This is a genomic window from Enterococcus sp. AZ071, from assembly GCF_050499065.1.
GTDB classification, from domain to species: domain Bacteria; phylum Bacillota; class Bacilli; order Lactobacillales; family Enterococcaceae; genus Enterococcus_A; species Enterococcus_A ferrettii.
Map to the genome: position 1 here is coordinate 164,289 of NZ_JBIPAS010000002.1, position 13,089 is coordinate 177,377.

At 35.5% G+C, this 13,089-nt stretch carries 5 protein-coding genes and 1 riboswitch; of the genes, 1 reads left to right on the forward strand and 4 read right to left on the reverse strand.

Going from position 1 to position 13,089, the window contains the following annotated elements; all coding sequences use genetic code 11:
• Positions 1–354: 354 nt before the first annotated feature.
• The 3 genes from IGI49_RS19405 to IGI49_RS19415 form a co-directional block, all read right to left on the reverse strand.
• A complete protein-coding gene (locus IGI49_RS19405) occupies positions 355–2,484 on the reverse strand; it encodes a leucine-rich repeat protein (protein WP_429965924.1) in 2,130 nt (709 codons plus the stop codon).
• 53 nt (positions 2,485–2,537) lie between these two features.
• On the reverse strand, positions 2,538–5,900 hold the full coding sequence (locus IGI49_RS19410) for a MucBP domain-containing protein (RefSeq protein WP_429965923.1): 3,363 nt from the start codon (positions 5,898–5,900) through the stop codon (positions 2,538–2,540).
• 79 nt (positions 5,901–5,979) lie between these two features.
• On the reverse strand, positions 5,980–8,625 hold the full coding sequence (locus tag IGI49_RS19415) for an LPXTG cell wall anchor domain-containing protein (RefSeq protein WP_429965921.1): 2,646 nt from the start codon (positions 8,623–8,625) through the stop codon (positions 5,980–5,982).
• A gap of 385 nt (positions 8,626–9,010) precedes the next feature.
• Between IGI49_RS19415 and IGI49_RS19420 the strand changes: the two genes are divergently transcribed.
• On the forward strand, positions 9,011–11,737 hold the full coding sequence (locus tag IGI49_RS19420; protein ID WP_429965920.1) for an NB-ARC domain-containing protein: 2,727 nt from the start codon (positions 9,011–9,013) through the stop codon (positions 11,735–11,737).
• 70 nt (positions 11,738–11,807) lie between these two features.
• Here the strand turns inward: IGI49_RS19420 and tenA are convergent, their stop codons facing one another.
• Positions 11,808–12,458, reverse strand: coding sequence for a thiaminase II (tenA, locus tag IGI49_RS19425; RefSeq protein ID WP_429965919.1), 651 nt, complete (start codon positions 12,456–12,458; stop codon positions 11,808–11,810).
• Between the two features lie 138 nt (positions 12,459–12,596).
• A riboswitch (TPP riboswitch) is annotated at positions 12,597–12,687 on the reverse strand.
• Between the last annotated feature and the right edge of the window lie 402 nt (positions 12,688–13,089).

Below are 13,089 nucleotides of genomic sequence, written 5' to 3' on the forward strand. Positions count from 1 at the left end.
GCAGACAACAGCAATTGTCTGCAGCTACAACGTCTTTTTCCAAATCGAAAACACCTAAGCAAGACAAATAAACCTGCCTACTCCGGGCATTTTCGATGAAGTCTCAACCTTTATTGTATGCCCCTAACAATGCTTCATCGTATCCATTTGTTAAGAGCTGATTTTCTTGTAAATCTAAAATAATAATCGTATATCATCCGATGTTCCCTCTTTCGCCAAGAATCATAACATGTTAAAAGGAATGTGTCAAAAAGATGAAAAAAGTTTCTGTAAAACTAAAGTATATATACTTAGCGAGCCTTCATAGTAGAGTTATAGTTGATTCTATTAACTATAGTATGATTAATCAGATTACTAATTGCCAATCTTTACTAAAACATTCTCATCAAAACTATTAAAGTTCACTTCCACTAAAGGATTTGGGATAGATACCTCCGATAAATGATTCTTTTCAAATGCTCCATAGCCAATAAAGCTAACACTTGGTGAAAACAGCACTGTTTCTAGTTTATTTTGACTAAAGGCATATTGACCGATAGAAGTAACCTTTCCAGGTATTTTAACAGTCGTTAATTGATTGTTTTCAAATGCGTAATCACCAATACTCGTTAGCTGACTTGAAAGGACAACCTCTGTTAACAAATTATCACTAAATGCATGCCACCCTACAGTCTCAATCTTATCAGGGATAGTTAGCGCATTTAGTTTATTTTCAGTAAATGCTTGATCCCCTAAGAACGTTAAAGTGCTTGGAAGAGAAATCTCTTCCAGATAGTTATCTGAAAAGGCCCCATCTTCTATAGATAGCAATCCTTCCGGCAGTTCAAGTTTTGCTATTGAGTTCGCATAGAATGCTCCTTGCTCAATTACTTTGATATCTTTAGGTATTTTTAGTTCAGTAATCAGATTCTTTCCAAAAGCAAATTCTCCCATACTAGTAACAGTATCGGGCAGCTCAAGGGAGGTTATTGAATTATAATCGAAGGCTCCATCTCCTATAGAAATAACCCCCTCTGGAATAGTGACTTCACTTATATAGTCATCCGTAAATGACCATTCGCCGATTGTTTCCAGACTAGCCGGAAATTTAACAGACCTCAAATTTCTACATGCTCGAAAGGCTCTATCACCAATCGAAACGAGTCCTTCAGAAAAAACTACTTTGTCCAATTCAATTTCATTAAAGGCATCGTTTCCCACATGTTCAACCGAATACGTACGTCCATCTCTTTCTGTTTTACTTGGAATAATCACTTCAGAGTGTTTACTTCCAGCTGTAAAACCTGTTACTGTCGCAACATCACCTTCAAGAGAATAAGACAAATAATTTTCAGTGTATCTAAATACTATTGTTTGATTCTGTTTTACATTGGAAATAACTAGTTGTCTATCTCCAGTAATATCATATCCGTCAATGTTAGGGGCTGTAGCAGTAAAATTGCTTCCTTCTTTAGGAAATTCAGTTGTTATATTCTGAATGTCATTGCCATCAAGATCTTGATATTTGATAGTAATCTCATAATTCGGAATCGGAATATACTGTTTCTCATAAACAAAAATTATCGTGCTATTTTTGTTCACATTGCTAATGGTTTGACTTGCACTTTCAAGTACAAAATATTCTTCTATTTCTGGTGCAGCAGCCGTATAGCTGTTTCCTTTCTCCACTTGAGTAACCAAAGATTTTTGAATTTCTCTATTTTCAGTATCTACGTATTTTACTGTAACAGTAAATTTTTGTGTTTCTGGTTTAGCAGTCTCTTTCAAACTGCAAAACGCCTTTTGCAAAGCTGACTTAGCATCGTCTACTTGTTTTTGGGTTGCCTTTTTATTATCAATTGTAGATTTCGCATTTTTTAAAGCAGATTGGAATGTATTCCAAGTTGCAGAAGTATAAGTTCCTTTAGCTGTACCTTTGTACTTGTTGTACAAATTCTGCAAATCCGTTTTCTTCACAGCTGCGGCAGGCTTTTCATCCCCACTTCCACGATGAGTCCCATACCAAGCTAACCCTTCATCCTTCCAACCAGCTCGTATAAGCATATCTTGTTCGGCACCATTGACTGTATAGTTGTGGCTACCTGCTTTTGCATTCGGATTATAGGCACGATAAAGTTTAATTGTTTTCCTTGTATCTGAGAACCAGCCCACACCTTCGTAACGCCAACCAACTTTTACCAACATATCTTTTTCATTATCGTTTAAAGTATAGTGGTGATCTCCGGCGTTGAGATTGTACAAACGATAGACTGGATCTCCCTTAGTTGGGGCATACCAGCCGATACCCTCGTCTTTCCAGCCAACTTTTTTTAACATGTCTCGTTCTGCACCATTCTTTGTGTAGAAATGTTCTCCACTATTTGGATTGTAGAGACGATACATGTCATCAGTGGCAGCCTCTACTTCTGATGACAGAGTAAAGATTGCTACAATTGATACCAACAAAAATACAATCGCTTTTAAGCTTATTTTCATTTTTTTCATGAGTTTTACTCCTCAATATATTTTTAAATCCTTCGCTAACCGTGACAGCCTTCCTAATATTCCGTTAAACAATATCTTGACCCATCCCATTCAAATGTCTCGGCTCTATCTGTTGCAAAAACCGTGACTTTATTTTCCAAATTGTAATTTAGATTGCTAAAATCCAACCACTTAACCCCATTATCATCTTTAATCATATTAGTAAGATCGTCAGGAATACTAATATTTGAAATAGGATTGTTCTTGAAAATACAATCAAGATAGTACGTGTATGGTAATCCTTTATTTTTAGTGAAATCCAATTCCTTAATCCTGTTCCTTTCACAATTTAAGGTTCTCAAATTAATGAGCTTCTCTAAGGGAAGATATTCAAGTTGGTTGTTACCTACATTCATATTCATTAAATCAGGACAATTTTCATAATTTAAACTTTCCAATTTGTTATTCGAGCAATCTAATGATATAAGGTTAGAAAGATTACCAACATCCAATGTTTTAAGTTTATTTTCATGCAACATGATATCTTTTACATCGTTCAATCCTTTTAAATTAATTTGCTCTAAACTCCCCCAATTCATCCAAACAGATTGTAATTTTTTGTTTTTAGTTAAATCAACTTTCTCCAAATTGTAATTTCCCCTAAAGGATATTTGTGTCAGATTTTTAAATTTTTCTATCCCTGTAATATCCCTAGTCAGCGTTTCACCAAGGTATAAAGTAGAAACTTTATCAGCTTGTATTTCTCGATACATAAAATTACCTTCTGAATCATACTTATATCGAATCAAATTGTCTAAACCCGGATGTAAATTATTTCTAAAATGTTCATCTGGAAAATTTGATGCTGTTAGTGGCAACCAAGCTTCACTTTCCTCACCCGGATTTTCTCCTCCAGGTGTTTCTCCACCACTTTCTTGGCCCGTACCTTCACCTTTTGGCTCTTCAATGTTCTTTTCCCACAACACCCATTCTTTTTGTGGGAATATATCTTGCTCCCAACCAATAAATGGAACTTCTGCATCTACTGATCCAAAAGCAGATATTTTTTGGTTAAAGCTGTTTGTCTCGGACTCGCTGGATAGACTCGCCTGACAAGAATAACCTAATCCTGTTCGCCCATTAATTTTTGCTATATCCATTTGTAAGACGTTTGCAGAGACTGATGCTTGAATACCAAGTTTGGCATCAAATGATCCTTCAAAAGAAAATTTTGGTGCTGGGACTTTTATCATATCTTTCATTTCTGGATAGACTTGTATGTCATTTGATTCTTTCGCTTTGCGAATACCCGCGGATTCGATAACACTTGCATCAAATGCTAAAGTTGCTTCACCATCTACATTTACCAATAAATAAACTGGGATATTTACTGTAACTGTTGGGATCGGTGTAGGTACTACAATTTCCCCTAAACGAAGTTCTTCTTTAGAATCATAACTTCCCTTAATATTAATATTCCCATGCACTCGTTGAGACAATGTAGCTTTCACATCAAACTTAGTGTAAAAGCCTGAAAGTTCCCACCCAGCTGCTGCATCGATATCAATTTTTCCACCGAAATCCATGAAACCAGCCATTTCAATAGAGCCATTCTTAATTTGTTTCCCAAGAGAAATTTGAGTTTCTAAATTTTCTTCAATATTCCCTTCAATACCAAAGGCTTTAGCTTGTTGTGGTGGGTTTTCTATAGTAACTCCTTCTGCTGGAATAAATGTTGCTTGATCAAGGCGGATACTCGCTTCCCCTTCTAATGAATCTATAACCTCCTCTAACTTAGGTTGCTCAGTTTTTAAAATAGTTTTGCCAGAAGTTGAAATTACTTCTGTAACCTTTAATGCAACACCACTAGGATATTGTTCAGAAGGTGATGTTACAAAGACATCATCTTTTTGAAGTTCTACTTCACCATCAAAAACTACCTCCGAAAACCCTTCATCAACTTTGCTAAGTGAAGATTCCTCGTCAGTAAGATAAACAACAGATGGTTTTAACGAAGATTCTCCTCCATCATTAACAAGTTCTCTACCCAGAAAGATATTTCCTTTATTAACTTGGGTAGCAAAATCATTTAAACCATTTGCAATGATAGTAGTCTCAAAGTCTTTTCCGTTTAATGTATATGTTCTCTTCAGTATTAAATGAGTATAGAAATAACCTTCATCATCAGTTGAAAGGGTTTCAATCACTTGATTATCAAATGAAACAGCTATTTCACTATTTTTTAGCAATTGATTGTCAAGTGAATATGCACGACCAGTAAAGGCTATTTTCTCCAGTTCCTTAAACGTAAATGTGAATGTTTGATCAGAGAAAACAGCATCAGTAGTTTTTGTCCCTTCACTTTGTAATTCATATCCTTCAATCTTTGGCGCAATAGCAGTATATTTTTCGCCATGCTTCACTTGAACAATATCGACTTTCTTAATCTCTTTTTGCTCAGTGTCAACATATTTTACTGTAATAGTGTACTGTTGAGTTTCTTTCTTCAAACTAGTGTAACTATTTTTAAGTGCATCTTTAGCTGTATCTACCTGAGCTTGAGTTGCTTTGCCACTGTCTAATACAGACTTGGCACTCTTTAAGGCAGCTTTGAATTTATCCCAGGTCGCCGTTGTGTAGCTGCCTTTTGCTGTTCCTTTGTATTTGTCATACAAAGTTTGTAAATCTTTTTTATTAGCAGAAGGAGCTGGTGTACTTTCTTTTTTCAACCCATTAAAAGCTTTTTGCAAAGCTGACTTAGCATCGTCTACTTGTTTTTGGGTTGCCTTTTTATTATCAATTGTAGATTTCGCATTTTTTAAAGCAGATTGGAATGTATTCCAAGTTGCAGAAGTATAAGTTCCTTTAGCTGTACCTTTGTACTTGTTGTACAAATTCTGCAAATCCGTTTTCTTCACAGCTGCGGCAGGCTTTTCATCCCCACTTCCACGATGAGTCCCATACCAAGCTAACCCTTCATCCTTCCAACCAGCTCGTATAAGCATATCTTGTTCTGCACCATTGACTGTATAGTTGTGGCTACCTGCTTTTGCATTCGGATTATAGGCACGATAAAGTTTAATTGTTTTCCTTGTATCTGAGAACCAGCCCACACCTTCGTAACGCCAACCAACTTTTACCAACATATCTTTTTCATTTCCATTTAAAGTATAGTGATGATCCCCAGCATTGGGATTGTACAGTCGATACACTGGATCGCCTTTGGTTGGTGCATACCAGCCGATACCTTCGTCTTTCCAGCCAACTTTTTTTAACATGTCTCGTTCTGCACCATTCTTTGTGTAGAAATGTTCTCCACTATTTGGATTGTAGAGACGATACATGTCGTCGGTGGCTGCCTCTACCTCTGATGACAGAGTAAAAATTGCCACAATTGATACCAACAAAAATACTATCCACTTAAACATCTTTTTCATTCTGCGTTCACTCCTTTTAATAATCACTAAAAGTAAAATGGACTCTCTTTGAAACCAAAGAGAGCTCACATTTTTACTATTAATCAAATTTCTTCCGACTCTTCAAAAACATCCCTGTCAAAACTACACCAAGGGTTGAAATACCCATCAACGTTAATACGAAAGATCCTTCTTCCCCCGTCTGAGGAAGTCCTTTAGTTTCCGTTGCTCCTTGTGTATTAACCTGACTGTATTTATCTACATTTACAGTTTTTACTTTTCCATTATTTGATTCTTTGTCAGTATTTTTTGGTGCTGAATTATTCTGACCGCCATCATCTGTATTTTTGTTATCAGAATTAGTATCTTTATCTTTTGTTCCATTATTGTTAGCGTTGCCTGCATTGTTATTGGTTCCGCCATTATTACCTGCTCCTGAGTTGTTTCCATTATTTGATCCGTTGTTGTTTCCAGAACCATTATTACCGCTATTTCCATTATTACCACTGTCGTCTTTTTTGACTAGTTCACTCATTGCTGTCTGTAGTGTTTCAGTCAGCCAGTCTAGCCATGATTGACTAACTTCCTCTGGATAAGTTCCATCAATTATCGCTTGCAAAAATTCATTGACAGGCGTTTCACCAATTGCTTGATCTGCAAGGATTTGCTGCATCTTCTTCCATGATTCTGGTGTATAATCGGCTTCCTTCAGTCCATTAAACTGATTCATCGCTTCTTTTGCTTTTGAAAAATCTTCTGCTGGTTTTTCTCTTTCAAGAACTGAATAGCCGCTGCCTGTTTTATACCCTTGATAAGTGATTTCAATATCTCGACGACCTACACCTTTAAAGATAATACCCTCTTCGGTAATTACATCCTGATCATTTCCAGTAGTAATGACGTAATCATTTTTATTGAGATAGAGATTTTCATACGAACCATCAGAATAACTATGCTGAATCATAAAATTCGAAAATGGTGCAAGCTCTCCGTCAAATGACAGCCCTGGATAAGGAACCAGATTTATGCTGAATAAGTTTTTGGTGCCATCATTTCTTACCAATTTTCTGCGAGCATCCACCATACTTTGATAAGCTGTGAATAATTCCCTTTCATAGACACCATGATCTCTTATTTCTTGTTCTAATAGTGTTTTTGTCTTCAAGTATTCTTGATCAAACAACTGTTTGGAGGCACTAGTATAGCTAGTTGTATCTTGATAAATGTCTTGCAGTGAATCAAAAATCTCTTTGATACGATGTTGTATTTTTTCTCCATACATAAAGTAATGGTCAACAAAATTCAGGTGCATTCCCCCTAAAGGTTGTGATAAAAAATCTATTTCTTTCTGAGAGATATCTGTACGATTTCGAATACTCAAATAATTTTGATAAATGTCATTCCATGCATTCCAGTCATCCCACCAATAGAAATGATCATAAATATCTTTTAATTGAACATATGCTTCATAACCTGCAAGAGAAGCATCATACCTAGACCAATCTAATTCACCTGCTTCAAAAACAGCTGTTAAGGTTATATCTTGATGTATTTCCATTCCGTAACCAGCAAGCCACTCTTGGTTTTCTTTTCGCCATCCAACAAACCGATGTCCTGCAGCTGGAGTAACCCCAGGTAATTCATCGTAAGATAAATAGTAGCCTGTTTTTCTTTCAATTGGATTAGCATCTGACAACAGTCCATTTCCCTCAACTGCAAAAGAGATCGTCGAATAAGTAATCGGAGCCCGTTGATCAACAATTAGTGTGATGTTGTATTTTGCTTCGCCTATTTCATAAACAAGTGGTTCTCCACTTCGTCCGCCGTTTCCTCCTACAGAATAATCGTAATCAAGATCCCAAGCAGACCAAAAGAACTCATCGGAATCCTCATCTGGAAATGTACAAGTAATAAAGCCTACATGCCAATCTTCTTCATCATATATATTAAAGTTATAGTTTTCCCCATCAGAATTTAAAAAGGGGGTTATCTCACTCGTATGGAGTGTAGCAATATAATCCTTTAATACAATTTTACGATATCTGAATTGAAGATTAATCGTTTTGTTTGCTCCTGCTCCAGAGGGAGTTACGGTATACGTTTTATCGTGATGATTAGTTGTTACCATAGAATAATCATCACCAATAGGGGGTAATGTATCAGCCACTGCATATCCCACTATTTCCGGTGCAGTAATAATTTTTGACTCATTCAATGATACTTGGATTGTTTCCCTAGATAAAACATTGTTTTTGTTGTCGGTACATTGTAAATTTATATTCACCATACCAGCCTTTACTGGAGCTTCTTCTGTTTCTTCATCGTCATCAAATCCGCTTTTTTGAATTTGTATAGTCGATTGCATTCCAGTAACCTCCTCAACTGGTTTTAAGTCTTCCGTTTTACTAGTTGCTGTTTCTGAAACGCCCTCATTGATTTCTTCCCTTTCAGAATTAGTATTTTCTGGAACAGTCACCATTTCTGATTCTTCCGATTCCGTTAGTGTTTGTGAATCCAATGTCTCAAGTGAACTTGGATTTGCACTTGGCAACGTACCGTCCACAAAATTTACTGTATCAGTAGTTGCTTTTGCTGCTGGGACAGTTTCTTCAGCCAGTACCCCTACTGATCCTAATACCATCGGACAAAGTAAGGTAACAACTGTGGTTACTTGATAGAAGTATTTGCCTCGTTTGTTTTGTATTAACTTTTTTTCATGATAACGCATCATTCGTGTATTTTTCATTTCTAACTCCTTTTTAGTACTTCATTTTTGTTTCAACAGTGTTTAACCATTTGGTCATTCGAGTGTTCTTTACCCTATTTACCACCATTTGTTACCATGCTTCATTTTAACAACAATAAAAATTGCCAATAATTTAATTTATTTTATCATCCTCCAACAATCAATTGTCGACCAACCTTAACCAACTTTAGGACCAATTTGGCCAATAGCTGAAAAGACTGATATGGCTTAATTTTTGAGATCTATCTAGCAATTAATTTTCTCATTAGACTATAACTAATCAATTTGACCAAGATTTAAAATGTTATTCTGTTTTTTTAATTTTTGATTTAAAATAGAAGTTAGAAGTGCATTTTTCTTTTAGGCAGGGAGGGAGTTGGATTTGATGGGAACAACTGAAAAAGAGTTACGTGAGATCAGAGAGGTTATTACAACAAATATTTTATTATTAGTTCCTGCTACAACCGATATTACCAACAAAAAATTTGGAGTATCAAAATCATCAATAAATAGCTATCGCAGACGTGAACATATTCCGTCAGAACAAACTTTAAAACTCCTGCTAGATAGAATCAAAGTAATTTGCAAAGCTGAAGACATAAAACTAGATGATGGGCTAAAAAATTGGTTAGAGGATTTCAATAAATCATTGCGAGCTGTCGGTGTCACCAGTGAATCTAATGGAGTAGCCTATATTGAACGTAACGAAAATATTTGTGAAAGAATCATTCCATTTTGTGAAGAACTACTTGCTAGTCGTCAAAAGTCGGTTTCTCAATGGTATTGCTACCGACCTAAAGACAAAGAGAAACTTAAATTTCCCGCTCACCTTTCACCTAAACTCATGGAAGAACGTGTGATTATTGGTAGAGAAAAAGAATGTCTCGAGATTGAGCAAATGATAGAAGAACATACACAGCCCATTCATATCTATTCTGTAGCAGGTTTGGGAAAAACAATCACTGTTTACAAGTATGCATGTGAAGTAACTAAAAGAGAACCCATCTTAATCAGTATTCCCACCAGTTCAGTGAATATTGTTTATGATCTTCTTAACGAGTTAGAGCCTAATCTAGTGAAACATCTTAATACCGATGAAAGCCTCACAAAACATTTGGTCACTGCTTTATACAATTTTGCTGACAAAATGAAACACTATGATAATTATGTATTATTGATCATCGATAATATTAGTAAAGTATCACAGCTGAAATCTTTAGAAAGATTAAAACCATTAATAGAAATTGGTTGGAAAGTTCTCGCTACAACGCGTGTAATACTTGATGAAAATAAACATAGAAAAATCATCGAGTTATTTCCCTTATCTGAAGAAGATTGCCTGAAGCTTTTCAAATATCATTATTTTAAGACTTCTACTGACAAGCAACTCTCTCAAGAAGAGGAAAATAGGCTAAAAAAAATATTTTTAGAGATTGATTCACATACGTATTTAATAGAACTATTGGCAAAACTCGGCCGCCGTAGTGGATCTCAGATTTCTGATTTGGAAAAAACTATTACTCAACAGAAACACGCAGCTTTTTTGCCGGACGAAATCTTAAACTCATCAATACTTGTTGAAGATGAATATACGCACAGAAAGCTTCGAAACATCATTTTAAATTTGTTTGATAATAGTAATTTGGACGTACTTGAAAGACGCGTGTTGGGGTACTTCACTATGACGCCAGATAATCCAATTCTTGAAGATGATTTAGTCAAATGGATGTCGGATACAGAAGATTTAAAATCAATACCACTGAAATCAATATTTACTAATCTTTACGAACAAGGTTGGCTAATGATGGAAAAAGATAAACTAGCAAAACACGGCAACCGAAAATTTAAATGTCATTTTTTGGTTCAAAGTGCTCTAAGTTTAGATGAGGAAATTCGTCAGTCTATTGACTGTAGACCTTTCATTCAGAATGTTATAACTTACATGAATTTCCCTCATGACGGTATCGAGCGGACCAATATTTTTCAAAACCTCACCACTCTTTCGGTTATCGTTTCTAAATATCAGGAAACATCTATTGAACGTTATCAACTAATCAAACAATACTTATCCTGTTGCATTCACTTCAATACTTTTGCTAAAGAATGTCAATCCTATACTGAAGAACTGTTAGAATTGCAGCAGAAATTTTATCCAGATAATTCAATGGAGCATCAGATCGAAAAAGTCATCTGCCAACACATTTATAATGATACTTTTTTAGGAATTTATGATGTACGAGGTAAAATGTCCAAAGTGTTAGAATTGCGTAAACAAACAGCGATTAACGCTGAACAAATTTGTGATAGGAAACCATTATTGTATATTCGTATTAAACAAAAATATGCAAACTCTTTAAGTAAAAGAGGAGATTTTGATGATGCTCTAGCCATTTTAGAAGAAATCGAGAGGCAGATTAAATCAGTAATCAAACAAGGACTAATTGAAAATAAGAAAGAATGGCAGTATGCTCTTTTTAGAAATTATGAGCAGCAAGGTGACATTTATAGCAGTAAACATAAACATCTTAATGATCGTATATGTCTTGGCAAATCTTTGTCAATAAGAATTAAATATCTAGCTTTAGGTGAAGAATTTTTGACCGATGATTCTTATAAATTGCGCTCTTGTCATAATGATTTAGGCTTAACTTATCTCAATCAATATGATCAGTTTAAAAATGACAAGCTTTTGAAAAAAGCAAAAAAGCACTTAAAGTATTCCTATAAGACAGCAATTGAACGATACGGAAAAAATTCGGTTCGGAGTGCTTGGTCTATTGAAAATTTTGCTAGTTACTTTAGAAGAAAACAAAATTTTAAAGCAGCGATATATTATGTAACTTATGCATATCGCCTTATAAAGCCCAGACCAGATTTAAGTAAGAACCGTTCACTAATGATTACTGCTCGTTTTTTAGGAACACTTTACTTAGAACATTTTCTTTTTCAACAGACAAAGGATAGATCGCTTTTAGAAAATGCACTCAATTATTTGAATGAATCTCTCGAAATATCTATCTTTCTTCATGATGGTGAGGATAATCGCGATAGTATTCTTAACAGTGATTTGATTGCTGAGGTTCACGAAGAGTTATCAAAATTAGACAATTAAAAAAACAAACAGATCCCGTTATGTACACTACTTGACACATAACGGAATCTGTTTTATCTGCTTAAATAGTCTATCCTTCTTGATTCATCGCCATTTCCCAAAAATCATATTCCATTTTACTACTAATCACAAAAGCATCAATCATTTGCTGTTGTTCATCTTTCCCACTCGCTTCATACAATCGGTCCAAAACCGCCCGCTCTTTCAATATTCCTTGGGCTGCTTCTTCACCTGAATAGGTTTCAATCCAGCGCTGGTACAATGGATTTGGTGAACCTGATTGAATTAGCCGGACTCCAATTTCCTGATACAACCAAGCACATGGCAGCATTCCAGCAAAGGCTGCGTTAGGCGTCCCGTCAATCAACTGACGATACATGTGAGAAACATAGTGGTAAGCCGTTGGTGCGATTGGTGTTCCAGCAATTTCTTTGTCAGTAATTTTAAGTTCGTCAAAAAAATCTTCCCGAACCGCAATTTCTCCTAAACGAAGATTTTCCCCATTCTCTCTCAATAGAGCAATTACCTCTTGATCGTCTGCTTGATCGGCGATTAATTCATAAAGTTTGCTGAAGTGTTCTAAATAATAACGATCCTGCAACAAATAGAAACGAAAAATCTCTGGTGATAAAGTCCCGTCTCCAATTGCTTGAACAAAGGGATGAACAAAGCTTCCTTCCCAGTAAGATGCTGCCTCTTTACGTGCGATTTCTGTAAACATTTATACCCTCCATATTCTTATTTTGGATCTAAAAAAGCACCCTCCTCAAAGTAAGTGCACTAAGGAGACTGCTGGTGAAGGATGACAAAATAAAACCCGATCACAAAAAAAATGATCGGGTGTAATAAAATTCTGTCTAAAAAATGTTACACAATTCCCTGCGTCAGTACTAGCTGTTTCAGGTTCAATGGGTATAATCTCAGCTTCAAAAGCACCCCTAGTGTTCTTATTCGATTAATAAAAGTATAGCATATCCCTTAATGAAAAACGATCATAGGTTTAGCCATTTTATTTAAAAAGTTTCCATCTATGTCCAATAATGGGCTAATCCCCGTAAAATTAATAGGTGCATTGAAAACCAACAATTAGTGAACACGGTTTTTATCATCAGTGATTATTGAGTCGCAGCAGTCATTTTTTCTTCTGAAAGCTTGCTTTTATAGGTATCATTCATTTTGAATTTTTATTTGAGGTAAACTTTTAATGCTGTTTATAGAGGTATTCACTACGTACTAATTAAAGTAAACCTTTATAAAAGTCGATCTATTAGCAAAAATAACGACCATCCTGTTATTACCCCTAACAACATCACAATTCCTCCTGAACTTCTTCTTGTACCTAGTCTAATCCC

Bases quoted from the DNA above. Each gene is read 5' to 3' on its own strand.
- IGI49_RS19405 (WP_429965924.1), bottom strand. From the start codon at position 2,484: ATGAAAAAAATGAAAATAAGCTTAAAAGCGATTGTATTTTTGTTGGTA.
- IGI49_RS19410 (WP_429965923.1), bottom strand. From the start codon at position 5,900: ATGAAAAAGATGTTTAAGTGGATAGTATTTTTGTTGGTATCAATTGTG.
- IGI49_RS19415 (WP_429965921.1), bottom strand. From the start codon at position 8,625: ATGAAAAATACACGAATGATGCGTTATCATGAAAAAAAGTTAATACAA.
- IGI49_RS19420 (WP_429965920.1), top strand. From the start codon at position 9,011: ATGGGAACAACTGAAAAAGAGTTACGTGAGATCAGAGAGGTTATTACA.
- tenA (WP_429965919.1), bottom strand. From the start codon at position 12,458: ATGTTTACAGAAATCGCACGTAAAGAGGCAGCATCTTACTGGGAAGGA.